The 18,121-nt window shown below is 64.2% G+C and carries 17 protein-coding genes; 7 read left to right on the top strand and 10 right to left on the bottom strand.

Features of this window, described 5'->3' with window-relative positions:
- Positions 1–149 precede the first annotated feature (149 nt).
- From F7D09_RS01650 to F7D09_RS01635, 4 genes are all read left to right on the top strand, one after another.
- Positions 150–398, top strand: a complete 249-nt coding sequence (locus F7D09_RS01650; RefSeq protein ID WP_152233701.1) for a hypothetical protein — start codon at positions 150–152, stop codon at positions 396–398.
- A 78-nt stretch (positions 399–476) separates the two neighbouring features.
- Positions 477–851 (top strand): hypothetical protein, encoded by a 375-nt coding sequence (locus F7D09_RS01645; protein ID WP_152233700.1) that lies wholly within the window; start codon positions 477–479, stop codon positions 849–851.
- A gap of 106 nt (positions 852–957) precedes the next feature.
- Positions 958–1,506: a DNA-deoxyinosine glycosylase gene (locus F7D09_RS01640; protein ID WP_152233699.1), complete on the top strand. Its 549-nt coding sequence runs from the start codon at positions 958–960 to the stop codon at positions 1,504–1,506.
- Between the two features lie 110 nt (positions 1,507–1,616).
- Positions 1,617–2,792: a lactonase family protein gene (locus F7D09_RS01635; RefSeq protein ID WP_226835841.1), complete on the top strand. Its 1,176-nt coding sequence runs from the start codon at positions 1,617–1,619 to the stop codon at positions 2,790–2,792.
- A gap of 105 nt (positions 2,793–2,897) precedes the next feature.
- Here the strand turns inward: F7D09_RS01635 and F7D09_RS01630 are convergent, their stop codons facing one another.
- Together F7D09_RS01630 and F7D09_RS01625 are read right to left on the bottom strand one after the other, a co-directional pair.
- Positions 2,898–3,116 (bottom strand): hypothetical protein, encoded by a 219-nt coding sequence (locus F7D09_RS01630; protein WP_152233698.1) that lies wholly within the window; start codon positions 3,114–3,116, stop codon positions 2,898–2,900.
- Positions 3,117–3,285: 169 nt separating this feature from the next.
- Positions 3,286–4,995 (bottom strand): Y-family DNA polymerase, encoded by a 1,710-nt coding sequence (locus F7D09_RS01625; RefSeq protein WP_152233750.1) that lies wholly within the window; start codon positions 4,993–4,995, stop codon positions 3,286–3,288.
- A 321-nt stretch (positions 4,996–5,316) separates the two neighbouring features.
- On the opposite strand from F7D09_RS01625, the gene purF reads away from it, so the two are divergent.
- The 3 genes from purF (at position 5,317) to purD (ending at position 9,407) form a co-directional block, all read left to right on the top strand.
- Positions 5,317–6,828: an amidophosphoribosyltransferase gene (purF, locus tag F7D09_RS01620; RefSeq protein WP_152233697.1), complete on the top strand. Its 1,512-nt coding sequence runs from the start codon at positions 5,317–5,319 to the stop codon at positions 6,826–6,828.
- Positions 6,829–6,958: 130 nt separating this feature from the next.
- On the top strand, positions 6,959–7,996 hold the full coding sequence (gene purM / locus F7D09_RS01615) for a phosphoribosylformylglycinamidine cyclo-ligase (RefSeq protein ID WP_152233696.1): 1,038 nt from the start codon (positions 6,959–6,961) through the stop codon (positions 7,994–7,996).
- Positions 7,997–8,141: 145 nt separating this feature from the next.
- Positions 8,142–9,407, top strand: coding sequence for a phosphoribosylamine--glycine ligase (gene purD, locus F7D09_RS01610; RefSeq protein ID WP_152233695.1), 1,266 nt, complete (start codon positions 8,142–8,144; stop codon positions 9,405–9,407).
- 314 nt (positions 9,408–9,721) lie between these two features.
- On the opposite strand, the gene F7D09_RS01605 is transcribed toward purD, so the two are convergent.
- From F7D09_RS01605 to purE, 8 genes are all read right to left on the bottom strand, one after another.
- Positions 9,722–12,010, bottom strand: a complete 2,289-nt coding sequence (locus tag F7D09_RS01605) for an LTA synthase family protein (RefSeq protein WP_226835839.1) — start codon at positions 12,008–12,010, stop codon at positions 9,722–9,724.
- 271 nt (positions 12,011–12,281) lie between these two features.
- Positions 12,282–13,604, bottom strand: a complete 1,323-nt coding sequence (locus F7D09_RS01600) for an MFS transporter (protein WP_193312266.1) — start codon at positions 13,602–13,604, stop codon at positions 12,282–12,284.
- Positions 13,605–13,751: 147 nt separating this feature from the next.
- The gene (locus F7D09_RS01595; RefSeq protein WP_152233693.1) at positions 13,752–14,645 is read right to left on the bottom strand and encodes a metal ABC transporter solute-binding protein, Zn/Mn family; all 894 of its coding nucleotides are present in this window, start codon (positions 14,643–14,645) and stop codon (positions 13,752–13,754) included.
- Between the two features lie 285 nt (positions 14,646–14,930).
- A complete protein-coding gene (locus tag F7D09_RS01590; protein WP_193312265.1) occupies positions 14,931–15,344 on the bottom strand; it encodes a hypothetical protein in 414 nt (137 codons plus the stop codon).
- A 74-nt stretch (positions 15,345–15,418) separates the two neighbouring features.
- Complete coding sequence (locus F7D09_RS11590) at positions 15,419–15,553, bottom strand: hypothetical protein (protein WP_264371963.1); 135 nt, start codon at positions 15,551–15,553, stop codon at positions 15,419–15,421.
- Between the two features lie 324 nt (positions 15,554–15,877).
- Entirely contained in the window at positions 15,878–16,279 is a 402-nt protein-coding gene (locus F7D09_RS01585) for a Fur family transcriptional regulator (RefSeq protein WP_152233691.1), read from the bottom strand.
- 179 nt (positions 16,280–16,458) lie between these two features.
- Complete coding sequence (purK, locus tag F7D09_RS01580) at positions 16,459–17,628, bottom strand: 5-(carboxyamino)imidazole ribonucleotide synthase (protein ID WP_152233690.1); 1,170 nt, start codon at positions 17,626–17,628, stop codon at positions 16,459–16,461.
- Complete coding sequence (gene purE, locus F7D09_RS01575) at positions 17,612–18,109, bottom strand: 5-(carboxyamino)imidazole ribonucleotide mutase (protein WP_152233689.1); 498 nt, start codon at positions 18,107–18,109, stop codon at positions 17,612–17,614. The genes purK and purE overlap by 17 nt, the downstream gene beginning before the upstream one ends.
- Positions 18,110–18,121: the final 12 nt, after the last annotated feature.

Below are 18,121 nucleotides of genomic sequence, written 5' to 3'. Positions count from 1 at the left end.
CAGTCGACTCATCAATCGAATATCGCGAAATTCAGTTGGGAACTGAGGTATGACGCGGGCGGTGGCATACATTTATTCTCAAGTACGTTTCGCAGGCATGCGGAACAACCGATATCCGACAACGAAGCGATCATATGAAGGAGCACGATATGCCCACCGGCCCACTGCATTGGAAGACGGTGCTCATCACCACCTATGACAACGGGGAACAGGAGGAGGACACCGAACCCTGCCGTTGCATGATCGGGCATGACCATAACGCCGACAACGTTGCCTACGAGTACCCGGATGCCGAATGCCTGAGCGCTTCCGACTCCGCCCTCATCTGGGGCTCCAGCGGCATGGACGAGGACTACACGTTCGGGTATTCCGAAGACGAGCTGCGCGACGCGATGTGACGAAAAGGTTGAAACTCTCAGAAAAACATTTCAACCGAATGATTGCTTTTTCCAGGAACCAACCTCACGAGGAACACAATGATTACGAACATGCCCAAACTCACGTTGGATAAGACGCTGCCTAAGGCAATCGGCATTGCAGCCGCCTGCGTCATGTATCTGGCATCAAAGTACAGTTCCGGAATCCCCGGTGCGGCGAGTACGACCAAAGGATTGAAAACAATGGGATTCGGCATGAATATGGAAGCTGGGCTCGTTACTCTCGGCGGTACTCCACTGGTTATCTCCGCAATTGGCGAGCCCACCATCAGCAGGCTGGCTGTTAACGGAGTAAGGAAACGAATCCTTCATGGAGAAGACAGAGAAGCCGTCATCGCCGATATCGAGAAGTATCCTTTCAGCGACGAACTCAAGGCACGAATGAGGGAAACCGCGCGCGCAACCAGCGAATGAGCGAAAACAGTAATCATACCGACGACCATACCGACCGTACCCCAATGGGGAATCCCGGTTCCTGGCACACGATTTCGCCGGCGTCAAAACCATGAATCGGACTATCATGGGCGCTATGACGCATGTAGAGCATGGGGCCGGACCGGTGTGGGACGCCCGGTCGCGCGTGTTGGTGTTGGGGTCGATGCCCAGCCCGAAATCCCGCGAGGCGGCGTTCTACTACATGCATCCGCGCAACCGGTTCTGGCCGGTCATGGAAGCGTTGTTCGCCGACTCTGGTAATCCGGCCGACACGGTAGGCGACGATGCCGGGTCGCGCCGCATGTTCGCGTTGCGCCATGGCATCGCCTTGTGGGATGTGATTGCTTCCTGCGACATCGCAGGCGCCAGCGACGCCAGCATCCGCAACGTCGTGCCGAACGACCTGACGCCGATCCTGCGCGCCGCGCCGATTGGCGCGGTGTTCACGACCGGGGCGAAGGCGGCTCAGCTGTATCGTCGGCTCATTGCACCACGGTTGGACGCGCAGGGCATCCGCATCGACATGACGCCGCTGCCATCCACCAGTCCCGCCAATGCGTCGATGCGGTTGCCGGACCTCATCGACGCTTACCGCGCCGCTTTTCTGGATGCCGGCATGACAGTGAACCGGTGATGCACGGTTTCGCCGGTTGCAGACCGTTCCGCAAGGTGACGCGGTGATGGCAAACCGTGGCAAATAATGGCAAATACAACGGCCGTGCATTTTGGACGTACATTGGCCACATGAATGAAACGACTGTACCCGATACCGGCCTGCCTTTTCGGGTGAAGCTGCTGACCGGCGGATTCGGCGCATTGCGCGGATCGGCGTGTCCCGGCATCGAACTGCTCACCGTACAGGTCGCCGGCGATGATGAACCGGATGTGATCCTGTCGAAAGGCCTGCTGCTCGCCGACGCTCCTTCTCCCACGTGGATGGAGCGCGATGGTGATCTGCTGTATGCCGTCCTTGAAGATACCGATGAGATCGCCGCGTACCGCATCGAACATGACGACAATGGGATGCGCCTGGCCGAATTGTCCAAGGTCGGCGTGCAGGGGGAAAGCCCAACGCATGCGGTGGCATGCACCGACGACTTGGGCGCGAAGCATCTGATCGTGGCCAATTATGCGGACGGCCATGTCTGCGTGCATCCGATTGCCGCTGATGGCGCGGTGTCGGGGTCGGCCCAAGTGCTGACCGGCGAGGGACGCGGACCGCTGCCGGCGCAGGAGTGCCCGCACGCCCATTGGATTCTTCCGCTGCCTGACGGCCGTGTGCTGTCCACCGACCTGGGGGCCGACTGTGTGTATGTGCATCATTGGAGTTCCGGCCGGCTGGTCCGTGATGGGGCGGTTCACCTCGCTCCCGGCACTGGGCCGCGCGACATGCATCTGCTGCCTGTGTCCAGTGATGCCGCACATGGCTGGCGCGTGGCGGTGGTCGGAGAATGGGGCGGCACCGTGACGCTGCTTGGATCAAGCGGCCACGTGGATGACGGTTCCTGTGGCATCGCCGTCCTGCAGACCGTGGCACTGGGTGCCGACCCGCTCGATCAGGCGGCTTCGCTGGCGTTCGTACCGCAGACGGTGCTTCGGAATGATGCGGCCTCAACGGCAGGGAATCCGGCTGCAGGCTTCGTCTATGTCGGGTTGCGTGGCTCGGAGCGCATCGTTTCATTGGCTTGGGACGGCGAGACGTTGCAGAGGCTGGCGCCGGTTGATGAGCCCGGCTGGAAAGGCCGCGGCATCGATTGCGGCGGCAGGCGTCCCCGCCACATCATGCCGGTCGGCCGTCTGCTGCTCGCAGCCAATGAGACATCCGATAACGTGGCGGCGTTCCTACTTGCAGATGATGGCAAGCCTCGAGAGGCGGCCGATCTGCCGTCCGGTTCCCCCACCGTGTTCGTCCGCCTGTGAGCTGCTTCGCCCCGGCACCACATCAGCAACCGGAGACTGTCATCGTCCATGCCCGGGAATGAGGAGCGAGAGACGGGCTCCTCACTTCCGGGCATGGCGTAAAAGCTATGCGCCGAAGTCGGTGTCTCCGGCGGTGTCGGCCTGTGCGACCGCGGCTTCGGAGTCCTGCGCCGTGCGGGAGAGAACCTGCTCATAGCCGGTAAGCGCGGCGAACGGCATGAACTGGGCGGCGCGTTTCTGCCGGGACATCGGCGGATGCCTATGCGAGACATGATGCGGCAGGTTGATGATGTCGTCGTAACGGTGGGTCTCATGCAATGGCATGGTGTACGGCTCCTTTCCTCAGGTTCTTCTGCTTCAACCATCCTCAGTCTCGCGCATGCGAGACAGCTCCCGCCAGCGGGAGCGAATGACGGGTCTCCACGTGGGCACATTACGGCTGCGCGAGCGCACATCTCATCAGGCTGGCCCGCTCAGCGGGTGAACTCTGGGGTCATGCCCGGTGGCCTCCGATCTGACGGTTGCGTTCCTGACCGGTGGCGCCGTCCTCCATGTCCATCGCCTTGATGACGGCGTTACGACCGAATTTCCGTTTGACGTCCAGCAGCGCCTGCTGCACGTCATGCTCCCGGCGTTTTCGACGCTCCCGCTCCCCCGGATTCGGCACGCGCCCGGAATCACGGCCGTCAGAACCCGTGTGCGAGGAACGTACCGTCCCGTTCGTCGTCTCGCCCGGATCCTCCTCGCGAAGGCGCCCCGCGTCCTCATCCGCCGTCTCCTCGAACAGCCCCGGCTGCTCATACCGGCGCCCGGCCGCAAGGTCGGCCGCCGTGGCCACATCCGCCGCGATGACGGTGAGTCGGCGCACGAGCAGCCACGAATCCACGATTCGCTCGTACAGCGTCACCATGGCTTCGCGGATGCTTGTCGCCGACGAGGTGAACTCCCCCAGATCAATCATTCCAGAGACCGGTTTGGGTACACGCCGACCATAATGGTCGACGGAGACCGGACCCCGATAGCTTTCCTGCGCACGCGCAGCCGTCCGTTTCATCGCGGCACCGACTCCGGCATCCAGCCTGGAGGGGTCAAGGCTGCCGGAGTCATAGCCGACGGCGAGGGCCAACCGATTCGTCAGCACACGTTTCGACACCAGGTCGAGGGCGAGCGTATCGGCCATCTCCTTGACGATGAGCCTTCCGGTGGCATAATCGGCGGGGCCGGTGAGCACTTGCCCGCTGCTGATGCTGTGCGATTCCGGCGTATACGCCTGAATGTCGGCGATCGTGCACGGCTCCCACCCCCATGCGTGGTCGATGAGCAGTTCGGCGTTCACGCCGAACATGCGGTAGAGCAGATCCTCGTTGTAATAGTCGGAGGCCCTGCCGAGCGAGCATCGGGCGATGTCGCCCATGGTCAGCAACCCCATGGCCTCGAGCTTGCGGGCGTAGCCGCGGCCCACACGCCAGAAGTCGGTGAGTGGTCGGTGGTCCCACAACAGCCTTCGATACGACATCTCATCGAGCTCGGCCACGCGCACGCCGTCCGCGTCCGCCGGCATGTGCTTGGCGACGACGTCCATGGCGACCTTCGCCAGATACATATTGGTCCCGATGCCCGCCGTGGCGGTGATGCCCGTCTCGGCCAGAATGTCGCGCACGATGGTCCGGGCCATCGCGTGCGGCCCCATGCCCAAGGCCCGCAGGTATGGCGTGGCGTCGATGAACACCTCATCGATGGAGTATACGTGGATATGCTCCGGCGCGGCATAGCGCAGGTAGATGCCGTATATGCGACCGCTGACCTCCAGATAATGGGCCATGCGCGGCTTGGCCACCAGATAGGAGGCCTCCAGCCATGGCGACTCCTCCAGTTCACGCGCGTCCGTGGACGCTCCCACCAGCCGGCCGTTGGGCGAACGCAGACGACGCTGGGCGTTGACCGCGCGCATCTTCTCGACCACCTCGAACAGGCGCGGCCGCCCCGGCAGCCCATAGGCCTTCAGCGACGGCGACACCGCCAGGCATATGGTCTTCTCGGTACGGCTGGCGTCGGCGACCACCAGATTCGTCGTCAGCGGATCAAGCCCGCGCGCCACGCATTCGGCCGACGCATAGAACGACTTCAGGTCGATGGCGAGATAGACGTGGGCACGGCCGTCGGCTCCGATCGAGCCGCCACGCGAAGCATCATGCCGTGGCATCCCCGCCGTGCCGGCGGACCCTTCCCCGTTCATCATCACACCTCCCCGAGGCTGCTACGTGTACGCCCTGGTTCAGGCTCCCGGAAACGGCGGGCCGCCCCAAGCACGCACCATATCATACACATGTTCGATTACTTGATGCGAACAAGCATATGATTACCATTGGACTTCCCGGCTTGCGCACGCGAAAACGGCGTATGCCTTTGCCGGAGCCCGCAAACCCTGGCGAAGGCGCGGCGGACGGTCCGATGTAGCCGCCGATTGCTAGACTGGATGGCTAGCTAATCCCCTCGTCTCCCAGTTTGAAAAGGAGCTTTTGGCTTGTCAGCTGAACTCGAAGACATTCACGAAGAATGCGGCATCTTCGGCGTATGGGGTCACCCGGACGCCGCCCGACTCACGTACTTCGGCCTCCACGCCCTGCAGCACCGCGGACAGGAGGGCGCCGGCATCGTCTCCAACGACCACGGTCATCTGATTGGTCACCGCGGGCTCGGCCTGCTCACCCAGGTGTTCGGCGACGAGCGCGAGATCTCCCGCCTCAAGGGCGACAAGGCGATCGGCCACGTGCGCTACGCCACCGCCGGCTCCGGCACGACCGACAACATCCAGCCCTTCATCTTCCGCTTCCACGACGGCGACATGGCGCTGTGCCACAACGGCAACCTCACCAACTGCCCGTCGCTGCGCCGCCACCTCGAGGACGAAGGCGCGATCTTCCACTCGAACTCCGACACCGAAGTGCTCATGCACCTCATCCGCCGCTCCGACAAGCCCACGTTCATGGACAAGCTCAAGGAGGCGCTCAACACCGTGCACGGCGGATTCGCCTACCTGCTCATGACCGAGGACGCGATGATCGGCGCGCTCGATCCGAACGGCTTCCGCCCGCTCTCGCTCGGCCGCATGAAGAACGGCGCCTACGTGCTCGCCTCCGAGACCTGTGCGCTTGACGTGGTCGGCGCCGAGCTGGTGCGCAACATCCGCCCGGGCGAAATCATCGTCGTCTCCGACCACGGCTACAAGATCGTGCAGTACACCAACAAGACGCAGCTGGCCATCTGCTCGATGGAGTTCATCTACTTCGCCCGCCCCGACTCCGACATCTACGGCGTCAACGTGCACTCCGCGCGCAAGCGCATGGGCGCCCGCCTCGCCGCCGAATCCCCGGTCGACGCGGACATGGTCATCGGCGTGCCGAACTCGTCGCTGTCCGCGGCGTCCGGCTACGCCGAAGCCGCGCACCTGCCCAACGAGATGGGCCTGATCAAGAACCAGTACGTCGCCCGCACCTTCATCCAGCCGACGCAGGAGCTGCGCGAGCAGGGCGTGCGCATGAAGCTGTCCGCCGTACGCGGCGTGGTGCGCGGCAAGCGCGTCATCGTCATCGACGACTCCATCGTGCGCGGCACCACCTCGAAGCGCATCGTCCAGCTGCTCAAGGAGGCCGGCGCCGCCGAAGTGCACATGCGCATCAGCTCGCCGCCTCTCAAGTACCCGTGCTTCTACGGCATCGACATCTCCACCACCAAGGAGCTGATCGCCGCGAAGAAAACCGTCGAGGAGATCCGCGAATACATCGGCGCCGACTCGCTCGCCTTCCTGTCGCTCGACGGCCTGGTCGAGTCCATCGGACTCAACGCCCAGGCGCCTTATGGCGGCCTGTGCGTCGCCTACTTCAACGGCGACTACCCGACCGCGCTCGACGACTACGAGCAGGACTTCCTCAAATCCCTCACCCCCGAGGACCGCGTGCGCCTGCCCGAATTCGCACTCTACAAGAGCAAGTACATCGGCAACGAGTACGCCACCGCACCGGTGACGGCCGAGTAGAAAAGCCATCGGAGGGGCTTCGCGGACGGCACGGCCCCTCCGCCCGGCCATCCGTCACGTACAATCACAAGACACAGCCGAACAACCCAACCAACAGCAACAGCATAGAGAACAGCAAGAAAGGTACGTCATGCCCAAAGCATACGAGAACGCCGGTGTCAGCGTCGAAGCTGGCTACGAAGTCGTCAAGCGCATCAAATCCCACGTGGCCCGCACCACGCGCCCGGGCGTCGTCGGCGGCATCGGTGGCTTCGGCGGCCTGTTCGACCTCGCCTCGCTCGGCTACAAGGAGCCGGTGCTCATCTCCGGCACCGACGGCGTAGGCACCAAGCTCATGGTCGCCAAGATGGTCGGCCGTCACAACACCATCGGCATCGACTGCGTGGCCATGTGCGTCAACGACATCGCCGCCCAGGGCGCCCAGCCGCTCTTCTTCCTCGACTACATCGCCTGCGGCAAGAACGACCCGGCACTGCTCGAGCAGGTCGTCTCCGGCGTGGCCGACGGCTGCGTGGAGTCCGAGGCGGGCCTGATCGGCGGCGAGACCGCCGAAATGCCCGGCATGTACGATCCGGACGAGTACGATCTCGCCGGCTTCGCAGTCGGTGTGGCCGAAAAGTCCGCCATCGTCGACGGCTCCACCATCACCGAAGGCGACGCGCTCATCGGCCTGCCCTCCACCGGCATCCACTCCAACGGCTTCTCGCTCGTGCGCAAGGCGCTCTTCGAACAGGCCGGCTACACCGTGGACACCGAACTGCCCGAACTCGGCGGCGCCAAGCTCGGCGACGTGATCCTCACCCCCACCAAGATCTACGTCAAGACCCTCAAGCCCCTGTTCAAGGCGGGCGTGGTCAAGGGCGTCGCCCACATCACCGGCGGCGGATTCATCGAAAACATCCCGCGCATGATCCCCGACGGCCTCGCCGCCGAGATCGACCTCGGCACCTGGCCCGTCCTGCCTATCTTCGACGTGCTCGAGAAGGCCGGCGACATCGACCACAAGGAGATGTACAACATCTTCAACATGGGTCTGGGCATGGTGCTCGCCGTCCCCGCCGACCGCGCCGACGAAACCCTCGCCCTGCTCAAGGACAACGGCGAGACCGGATACCTCGTCGGCCGTATCGGCAAGGCCGTCGACGGCCAGCAGATCGTACTCAAGTAACGTACATCCGCGGCTCCTCCGCTGGCGGATGCCGCAACGTGCACAATGAAACTGGGGGCGGCCGCCTGACGAAGGCCACCCCCAGTCCGTCTATGACGGACAGCCCCCGCCAGCGGGGGCCTTCTAGATTGAAAGGACCCAAACAATGGGACAGAAGGTTCTGGTCATCGGCTCCGGCGCGCGCGAGCACGCCATCTCCCACGCGCTGCTGCGCGGCGACAGCGTCAGCGAAGTCACCGTCGCCCCCGGCAACCCCGGCATGGAACTCGACGGCATCCGCACCACGCAGATCGACGAATCCAACCACGCCGCACTCATCGCCTTCATGCAGGACAACCAGTACGACTGGGCGTTCGTCGGCCCCGAAGTGCCGCTGATCGACGGCATCGTCGACGACTTCGCCGCCGCAGGCCTCAAGGCCTTCGGCCCCAGCAAGGCCGCCGCCCAGATCGAAGGCTCCAAGGACTTCGCCAAGCAGCTCATGGAACGCCACGGCATCCCGACCGCGAAATACCGCACCTTCGACAACCTCGACGAATCCGTCGCCTACGTGCGCGAACACGGCGCACCCATCGTCATCAAGGCCGACGGCCTGGCCGCCGGCAAGGGCGTCACCGTCGCCATGGACGAGGACACCGCCGTCGCCGCGCTCGACGACATCTTCATCGACCACCGCTTCGGCAAGGCCGGCGCCAAAGTCGTCATCGAAGACTTCCTCGAAGGCCAGGAGTTCTCCCTCATGAGCTTCGTGCGCGGCACCGAATTCTGGCCCATGCCCATCGCCCAGGACCACAAGCGCGCCTACGACGGCGACAAGGGCCCCAACACCGGCGGCATGGGTGCCTACAGCCCCGTCCCCCAGATCGGCCAGGATGTCATCGACACCGCCATCAGCACCATCGTGCGCCCCACCGTCGAAGCCATGGCCGCCGAAGGCACCCCCTTCACCGGCATCCTCTACGCCGGCCTGATCGCCACCGCCGACGGCCCCAAGGTCATCGAATTCAACGCCCGCTTCGGCGACCCCGAAACCGAAGTCGTCCTCCCCCGCCTCACCTCCGACCTCGGCTCCGGCATCAGCGCCATCCTCGACGGCGGCACCCCCGAGTTCACCTGGAAGACCGGCGACGCCACCCTCGGCGTCGTCCTCGCCTCCGACGGCTACCCCACCAACGTCATCAAGGGCGCCCACATCCCCGCCATCGACGTCGACAGCGACTCCCACGTCTACTACGCCGGCGTCGCCAAGAACGACGACGGCCAGCTCGTCGCCTCCTCCGGCCGCGTCCTCTTCGTCGAAACCACCGCGCCGACCATCAAGGACGCGCAGGACAAGGTCTACGGCATCATCGACCAGCTGGACACGACGGGGATGTTCTATCGCCACGACATCGGCTTCCGCGCCCTGTAGGGCGGGCATGGAGCGTTAGCTGCGTTGCGGAAGACTCGACGTACTCAGTACGCCTTCGTCTTCCACGCCTTGCTACCGCACACATGCCCACCCTACAGGCATACGGCCGGCGCGTCTGCTGCGTTGTTCCTCGGTCGACGTACTGAGTACGCCTTCCCTCGGTACGCCTTGCAGCCACACCACCCAAACTTATAACACACAAAGAAACGCCCCCGCCAGCGGGGGCGATATTGAGCCCACGGTCAGCAGCGCAATACAGTGAAGGCCCGTCCTCATAAGAGGGCGGGTCTTCGTCATACCGTACGGCAACGACCTTACGGCAGGTCCATGAAGCCGGTGTCCTTGAGATAGTTGTCGCCGGCGGTGATGTCGTACTGGATCAGCTTGTAGTCCTCCATAAGCTGCTTCGTCTGCTCGTCGAACTCGCTTTCGGCCATCGGCTTGCCGCTCTGGTCAAGATAGATGTCCTGGCCTTCGGGGATGCGGTCCCATCCTTGGATCTTGTTGACGACAGGCGGCTCCATCGCGGAGACCTTCTCGTGCATGCGCGTCAGGAACGCCAGATACGGCGACACCTTCGCATTCATGTGCTCGGCGGCCTGCGCCACGAAGAAGTTCGGCGACGAGTACGCGCTGTCGTTGTTGACGTGGCCCTGCGAGTCGGACGCCTTGTTCGACCAGATGAAATAGTCGGTCAGGTGCAGGGCGAGCGAATTGTTCGTGTCCTGGCTGGCGGTCTCGTAGATGCCGGGCAGGTGGTCGCCGTAGAAGACGACCGTGACCGGCTTGTCGAGCTTGTCCAGCTCGTCCAGGAATTTCTTCGTCTCCACGTCGGTGATGCTCGCGCCCTTCGCGTACGTGTCGATGGACTTCGTCTCGTCACCGTCAAGCTGCTGCGCGCCCTCGGACGCGGTCGCCTTGAACTCGTTGTTGCGGTACCAGCCGTTGTACGGCATGTGGTTCTGCATGGTGATGATCTGCACGAACTGGTTGGACTTCGAGGCGCTGATGTCCTCCAGCGCGCTCTTGTAGGTGGCGGCGTCGGAGACGTACGGCGAGTCGTCGATCTTGTCCTGGTACTTGATGATGTCCTTGCCTTCGAGCGTGTAGAAGTGAGAGAAGCCGAACTTCTGGTAGTTGATGGCTCGCGAGTACATGGACGGTTCGTACGGGTGGAAGGCGATCGAGTTCTTCGGCGCGCCCCACATCTGGTTGATGGTCGGCGTCCAATGCTGGCTCGGCACCAGCTGCTGGTAGGGGCTGGTGAGCGAGGCGTCGAAATTGGCCATGCTCAGGCCGGACAGTCCCATGTACTCAAGGTTCGCGGTGCCGCCGCCGTAGCCGGACGAGAGCATGAGTCCGCTCGTGGTGCCGGCCTTGATCTTGCGGATGTTCGGCATCGCGTCCTTGTTGAGGGTCAGTCCCGGCACGCGCGACGGATCGGAGAACGATTCGGAGAGCACATACACGACCGTCGAGTCGGTCAGACTGGTCTTGCGCGTCTCGTTGATCTGCTTGGCGGCCTTCTCGTACCGTTTGACGACGGCCTGCATCGTCTCCTTGCTGTAGTTTTCCGGCTTCTCCATGATCATCGGGTTGAGCTGCCGGGTGAAAGAGATCAGCGGACCGTTGCGCTGCGCGTCGTAAACGGAATCCCACATGGACGGCGTGTCGCCCATCGCACGGGAGAACCGGTACGCCCACGAGTCGACCGTGCTGACCTGCGCGCAGTACAGTCCGAAGAACAGGGACGGGACGAGCAGCAGCAGGACGCGGCTGACCGCGGCCAGTCCCTTGTTGTCGAACCGGATGATGCGGCCATGACGGCCGTCGATGTGGTTGAGCACGACGAACACGGCCACGAACGCCGCGAAAATCAACGCCGCGAAGAGAATCACCCAATGCGCCCCCGGAGGCGTGAAGCTCAGCAGGTCGCCCGTGTTTGCGCTCAGAAAGCCCAGATCGGACGGCAGAATCGCCTCATAGCGTATCGACACCTTGAAATGTTCGATGACCGCGACGATGATGGCCGCGGCGAGCAGCACCGGAGTCGCGATCCAGAACCGATTGAACAGCATGAGCAGCGCAAGGTACAACATGCCGATGAGCAGCAGGTTCAGCACGAACACGAAGTTGCCCTTGGTCCACATCTTCGAGACGAACCCCCAGCCGACGGTCGGGCTGGACAGCTGGACGCGCGTGCTGGACTGGCTGACGCCGATCTCCAGCGCGGCGACGGCGATCATGTCGAACACGACGAACAGCACGCCGTACAGCCAGCCGGGGAACGGCTTGAACGTGCGGCGGGCGCCACCGGACTTGCGCAGACGGCCGAACAGGCCTCGACGGCCGGCATCGCTCCCCTCGCCGCCGGACGGGCGCGTCTCGCCCGAATCGTCCGGCGACGTATCGGCAGCCGCGGCAGCCGACGCACCGGAATCACCGTCCGCAGTCTTCTTGCCGCCGCCGAACCAGCGGTGCTTCTTCTCGTTCGGGTCCTTGCGCCTGATCTCCAGCACCTCGATGTCGTCGCCCGCACCGGAGCCGCCTGAAGCCGGGCTCACAGGGGTGCCGCCAGCACTCACATTGTTCCTGTCGCTCATAAACCTGCACTCACGCTTACCGCATGGGGATGTCGTTCCCGCCCATGCTGATGTCTTCGTTATCCGTCGTCGTGACGCCGATCTCATGTCGACGTCACGACAGGTGTCGGTGTCGCGCATTCGCGCCGTGTCCATTGTTCCACCCGCGTCTCACGGGCGGCATGGCACAGCCGACACCTTCACATGATTAATCCGAAATGACATATTAGTGAACGACAGGCGACATTCACGGTCGTGGTGACGTCACTGCGGCAACGTCACTGCGGCAACATCACAGCGCGGCTTCGTCCCACCGTTGCGGCTTCGGAATCGAACGCACGCCGTCGCTGCACAGGGCGACGACCGCGCAGACCGCGGCGAGGGACACCAGAACCGTGGCGAGCACGCCGAAACCGAACCGTTCGATCAGCACGGACGCGACCGCCGGCGACAGCGCGCCCAGCGAGACGCTCACCACGGACACCAGCGACGACACGCGGCCTTGGAACTCGTCGGGCGTCTGGGCGAACACGTAGCCGCACACCGAGGCGCTGGACATCGGGGTGGCAAGCACGGCGAGCGTCACGCAGACGAACAGCACCGGCAACGACTGTACGAACACGAGCGGCAACATCGCCAGCGTCGGCAGCACCATCGACGTGATGATGACCGCTCCGGTGGGCATCCGGCCGATCAGCATCGTGGACAATGCCGCACCGACGAGCGCGGCACCGCCGACGCACGAGCTGAGCAGGCCGATGACGAACGGTGAGGCGTGCACGTGGATGAGCTGCAGCTCGCCGCCCATCTGAATGCCGAGCAACGGGAAGTTGGAGACGCACAGCAACAGCGTCAGCAGACGCAGGCGTTTATGCGACACGACGAAACGGAAGCCCTCGGCAAGGTCGGCGAAAAACGAGCGGTCACGGCGGCGGGACGCGCGACCGGTGGCCTGACCGTCAGCAGAGCCGGACGCCTGCGGCCGCGGACGTCCGGTAAGGAACGCCGCCACGCCGCCGACGATAAACGACACCATGCTCGCCACGTACGGCACCCACTGGCCCAGACCGTAGAGCAGGCCGCCGAGTGGGCCGCCCAGCAGGTCGAGCGTCGCGTCACGGCCCTCGTTGACGGAACGCGCCTTGGCGTACTGCTCGCCGTGCACGAGCTCGCGCAGCATCGCGTCGCTCGCCTCCGACATCAGCCCCTTGACCGCCACGGCGATGAACGTGAGCACGAGGAACATGGGCGTGTTCAGACGGCCGAGCGCGAGCAGGACGGCGGCGAGCGCCCAGATCGCCGCGCCGGCCGCAGCGTGGAGCATCATCATGCGGCGACGGTCATGCCGGTCGACCAGCGTGCCGCCGAACGGCATGCACACCAGGGTGACGAGCATCGCGACCGTGCTGACGGTGCCGGCGAGCTCCAGTGAACGCGACAGCGCGAACACGATCAGCGGCTGCGCATACGAGGTGAGCGCCCCGGCCAGCCGCAGCGTCGTGTCCGCCGTCATCCACGACGCATACCGCCGCTGATGCCAGAAGGATACGGAGGCGGCTCGCTTGGATGCCGTCTGCTGCGGAACGCTGAACGCTGTGTTTCCCTGTTCGGCCATGTCAGCCATCTCCTCATGCGTCGGATGCGTAAGCCCTACCGCCACGCTGCCGTCCAGCATATACCGATATATATATGGCATGTTACGGGCCGGTCCCGCATACTGTCACGCATGTGGAACCGGCCCTGTACAATGGGTGCGCATATGCTACAGCGCGGCGAACTTGGCGACGAGGGCGTCCATCCAGTCGAGCAGGTCGTCGTATTCGGCGGGCATCTGTTCGGTGAGTTCGACGATCGGCACGTCGGACTCGCGTGCGACGGAGGTGATCTGGTCGGTGGTGGAGTTGGCTTCCTGCGTGTTGAGGACGAGCGCCTTGATGTCGCCGGCCTTGATCGCCTTCTGGAAGTCCTTGATATCGGCGGGTGTGGGCTCGCTCTCGTTGGCGGAGGCCTGCGCGTAGCCGGTGGGGGTGGCGTCGGTCATGCCGAGGTCGTCGGCGAGGTACCATGCGACGGATTCGGTGGCAGCGTACGGCAGGCCCTTGGTGGTGGCGGAGGCGTCCTTGATCTTGTCTTCGAGGGCGGTTTCGCGCTTGTGCCAGGCTTCATTGAGCGTGGCGTAGTCGGCTTTGTGTGCGGGGTCGGCCTGCTGGTAGGCGTCGGTGATGGCGTCGGCCGTGGCGCTGCGGACCTTGGCGGAGAACCACACGTGCGGGTTGTCGCCATCCTTGATGCTTGCGGTTTCGGCGGCGTCGACCAGCGCGGCCTTCGTGGATGAGGCGGCCTTGGATGCCCACGGGTCGTAGTCGGCGCCGTTGACGATGGCGACCTTGGCGGAGGCGATCTTCGCGACGTCCTGGCTGGTGGGCTCATAGTCGTGCGCTTCGACGTTGGTCTTGGTCATGATGCTGGTGACGTCGACGTGGGAGCCGCCGAGGTCCTTGGCGATGGAACCCCACTGGTTGATGCTGGCGACGACCTTGATGGCGGCCTCCCCCGCGCTTGAGCCGGCGGTCTGGCCGCAGGCGGCAACGGAGACCAGCGTGGCGGCGGCAGCGGTCACGGCGAGTGTGCGTTTGATGACGGACATGATGGGCATTGTTGTTCCTCTCTGTTTGGCCGGCGCCTCCCGTGCGGGGAGTCTCCTTCAACCGGCCACGGCATGACATCGTAACACATATTGAGAATTATTATCATTATTGATAGCTGTGGCGTGTCGCAATGCCGCCGTGCAACTTCCCTTCGCGACAACCAACAGGGGACTTCTCGCGGCAAATGGCCGCAAATACGCTGATTTGCGGCCATTTGCCGCGAGAACGCGCAGTCCGCCAACCGCAAACGGACGCCACGGCCCCGATTTTCGGCCTTTCCCAGCTAGAAGCCGTCACGAAGCAGCATGAAACGACCGCATCCATGACTGCCTGAGCCGCTCATCCCACTGCTGCCCCGCCACAAGGAACGGAATCGCAGGCGGCGCGCCCGTTTCGGTCCGGGGATTGCGCGGCAGACCGGCGCCGACCAGCTTGTCGACCAACGGTTTGCGCTGCAGCGCCTCCTCAAAAGTTGCACGGACGATCCGGTCGGCGCCGCAGGCGTAGATGACGCGCTCCCGCTCGCTCTGGCTGCTGACCACGGCCCGAATCGTGCGCCCATCCGTCATCGTGGGGTCGACGTATTTGGCCATGCCATCGAATTCGAGCACGACCGTGTACCCGCCCGGGAATATCCATACGAAATCGGATCGGTACCATTCGCGGGGATTATCGGGGTTGACGAACACGTATTGCAGCAGCGGCACCGGGAGGCCCTCCTCCAGGATCACTCCCCTGACGAAGGATTCACCGCCGTTTTCGCTGAGCGGATCCGCATACGTCAGCAGTAGGTCCACAGCCCCGCCTGCACGCGGCGCCGGAGCGCCTTGCCCTCGGCGGCGTCGGATGCGGACAGGCAACGCCCGTACCGGCTGGCCTGCATGAGTTTGTCGGTGATGATGTGATGTGCTCTCATGTCCGTGACGTTACGGGAGCGACCGGCGCATATCCACCTGCACCGGGGTATGTGGTCGGAGGTTCACCCAAAACGGCCATCTACGGCGTGTCGCGGCCTTTTCCGACCAGAAGAGACGGTCTCATTGTGGATAACCGACGCAAAAACGCCTTCCAGCGGCCTTTTCCGACGAGAAGTCCCGCGCCGGCAGTCGGAAACGACCGCAAACCGGCCGTTCAGCGGCCGTTTTCGGCTGGAACATGACGGCCAGTCGCGGCGAGAGGCCGCGCATCGCGCAATCGCATATCCTCACGGCCTCATATCCTCACAGCCGGCGAACCGCCGTCAGCGGCCGTCAGCCTGCTGGCAGTCCGGGCACAGGCCGAAGACCTCGAGCGTGTGGCTTTCGACAGTGAACCCGTGGGCCTGCGCGACGTTGCGCAGCCATGTTTCGCTCGGCGGATCGATTTCGACGGTCTTGCCGCAGTTGCGGCATACGAGATGATGATGGTGCGCGTCCTCGCCGCACAGGCGGAACAGCTGCTGGCCGTCCAGCCGGATCGTGTCGGCCGCGCCAGAGTCGGCCAGCGCGTTGAGCTGACGGTAGATGGTGGCAAGCCCGATGCGCACGCCGTCATCCTCGAGCTTGCGGTGGAGGTCCTGCGCCGAGACGAAATCATCGCATCCACGCAGCCGCTGCAGCACGGCGTCCTTCTGCTTGGTATGCCGGGTCACTCCATCCGTCATGACGCACTTCCTTCAATCCGAACCATCGATGACTAGCAGATGATACTACACGGCGGCGCTGCCGGCGCAACAGCGCACAGCAACACTCAACAGCGCCGCCATATGAATCCGGCGCGGCCACGCAGGTCCATGCGCGGCCGCGCCGGGAAAACACCGAAACCAGACCGGCTTGTCGCAGGCTACTTCAGGTCGTCCCAGCAGCCGGTCGCCTCGAGTTCGGCGACCGTGCGTGCGGTGTCGTCGGTGAGCACGGTGATGTGGCCCATCTTGCGGTTGTGCCGCACCTGCGCCTTGCCGTAGTCGTGTACGTTCCACTCGGGATGGTCGGCGATGAGCGCGCGCGTGGGAGCGACATGCTGGCCGAGCACGTTGACCATGACGGCCGGCGACAGCAGCTTCGGCTGGATGAGCGGCCAGCCGGCGATGCCGCGGATGTGCGCGTCGAACTGATCGATGGAGCACGCCTCGATGGTGTAGTGGCCGGAGTTGTGCGGACGGGGCGCGAGCTCGTTGACGATCACGCGGTCGTCCTTGGTGACGAACAGCTCGATGGCGAGCGTGCCGGCCAGCTCGAAGCCCTTGGCGAGCGCGAGCGCCATCTCGTGCGCGGTCTGCGCGATCTCGGGGCGCACCTCGGCGGGGGCGATGGTCATGTGCAGGATGTTGTTGCGGTGGTCGTTGCGCACAATCGGGAACGTCACATAATCGTGGCCGTTGCCGGAGACGAGGATGCTCGCCTCGAACGCGAAGTCGACGAACCCCTCGAGGATGCTGGGCGGGAAGCCGCCGCCGCGGTCGCCGCGCGCGCGGATCTTCTCGAGGTCGGCGTCGTTCCTGAGCACGTGCTGGCCGTGGCCGTCGTAGCCGCCGGAGCGGGTCTTGAGCACGCACGGGTAGTGCAGCTCGTCGATGGCGGCGTCCAGTTCCTCGAAGTTGTTGACCTCGCGCCAGGGTGCGGTCTCGATGCCGTGCTTGTTGATGAACGTCTTCTCGTGGATGCGGTCCTGTGTGACCCTCAGCAGGTCGGTGCCCTGCGGGGCGGCGACCAGATGGCGCACCTCGTCGATGGATTCGGCGTCGACGTTCTCGAACTCGTAGGTGAGCACGTCGGACTTCTCCGCGAGGTCATGGATGGCGGTCTTGTCGTCGTATTCGCCGACGACCTGGAAGTCGGCCACCTGCGCGGTCGGGCAGTCGGGGGTGGGGTCGAGCACGCCGATGCGGAATCCCATGTATTTGGCGGACAGGGCCATCATGCGGCCGAGCTGGCCGCCGCCGATGATGCCGATCGTGGCTCCAGGCTGGAGCATGGTGACGGCGCCGTGCGTCTCCTCAGACAAGCTGGGCATTGGATTCGGCCACCTTCTTCTTCAGGTCGTTGCGGTAGTCCTCGAGCTTCTTGGCGAGCCCCTCGTCGTTGGTGGAGAGGATCTGCACGGCGAGCAGGCCGGCGTTGGTCGCGCCGGAGTTGCCGACCGCCGTGGTGGCGACCGGAATGCCGCCGGGCATCTGCACGATGGACAGCAGCGAATCCCAGCCGGAGAGCGCGTGCGAGCGCACCGGCACGCCGATGACGGGCAGCGTGGTCTGGGCGGCGACCATGCCCGGCAGGTGGGCGGCGCCGCCGGCTCCGGCGATGATGACCTTGAAACCGTTGCCGCGCGCGTTGTGGGCGAACTCACCCATCAGCTCGGGCGTGCGGTGCGCGGAGATGACCTGCTTGTGGTAGGCGACGCCGAACTGGTCGAGGATGTCGCAGGCGCGCTTCATGGTCTCCCAGTCGCTCGCCGACCCCATGATCACGGCGACTTCGGGTTTGCTGTCTGTCATTGGAACCTCCGA

Origin of the sequence: Bifidobacterium leontopitheci, from assembly GCF_009193355.1 — a bacterium.
Lineage (GTDB): Bacteria > Actinomycetota > Actinomycetes > Actinomycetales > Bifidobacteriaceae > Bifidobacterium > Bifidobacterium leontopitheci.
Note: the sequence above shows the minus strand (reverse complement) of the source record. Positions and strands in the feature narration are given on the sequence as shown.

What these genes read in the sequence shown, in the direction of transcription:
- F7D09_RS01605 (WP_226835839.1), bottom strand. Translation starts at nt 12,010, where the DNA reads ATGAGCGACAGGAACAATGTGAGTGCTGGCGGCACCCCTGTGAGCCCG.
- purK (WP_152233690.1), bottom strand. Translation starts at nt 17,628, where the DNA reads ATGCCCAGCTTGTCTGAGGAGACGCACGGCGCCGTCACCATGCTCCAG.
- F7D09_RS01650 (WP_152233701.1), top strand. Translation starts at nt 150, where the DNA reads ATGCCCACCGGCCCACTGCATTGGAAGACGGTGCTCATCACCACCTAT.
- F7D09_RS01630 (WP_152233698.1), bottom strand. Translation starts at nt 3,116, where the DNA reads ATGCCATTGCATGAGACCCACCGTTACGACGACATCATCAACCTGCCG.
- purM (WP_152233696.1), top strand. Translation starts at nt 6,959, where the DNA reads ATGCCCAAAGCATACGAGAACGCCGGTGTCAGCGTCGAAGCTGGCTAC.
- F7D09_RS01585 (WP_152233691.1), bottom strand. Translation starts at nt 16,279, where the DNA reads ATGACGGATGGAGTGACCCGGCATACCAAGCAGAAGGACGCCGTGCTG.
- F7D09_RS01600 (WP_193312266.1), bottom strand. Translation starts at nt 13,604, where the DNA reads ATGGCCGAACAGGGAAACACAGCGTTCAGCGTTCCGCAGCAGACGGCA.
- purE (WP_152233689.1), bottom strand. Translation starts at nt 18,109, where the DNA reads ATGACAGACAGCAAACCCGAAGTCGCCGTGATCATGGGGTCGGCGAGC.
- purD (WP_152233695.1), top strand. Translation starts at nt 8,142, where the DNA reads ATGGGACAGAAGGTTCTGGTCATCGGCTCCGGCGCGCGCGAGCACGCC.
- F7D09_RS01625 (WP_152233750.1), bottom strand. Translation starts at nt 4,995, where the DNA reads ATGCCACGGCATGATGCTTCGCGTGGCGGCTCGATCGGAGCCGACGGC.
- F7D09_RS01595 (WP_152233693.1), bottom strand. Translation starts at nt 14,645, where the DNA reads ATGCCCATCATGTCCGTCATCAAACGCACACTCGCCGTGACCGCTGCC.
- F7D09_RS01640 (WP_152233699.1), top strand. Translation starts at nt 958, where the DNA reads ATGGGCGCTATGACGCATGTAGAGCATGGGGCCGGACCGGTGTGGGAC.
- F7D09_RS01635 (WP_226835841.1), top strand. Translation starts at nt 1,617, where the DNA reads ATGAATGAAACGACTGTACCCGATACCGGCCTGCCTTTTCGGGTGAAG.
- F7D09_RS11590 (WP_264371963.1), bottom strand. Translation starts at nt 15,553, where the DNA reads ATGAGAGCACATCACATCATCACCGACAAACTCATGCAGGCCAGCCGG.
- F7D09_RS01645 (WP_152233700.1), top strand. Translation starts at nt 477, where the DNA reads ATGATTACGAACATGCCCAAACTCACGTTGGATAAGACGCTGCCTAAG.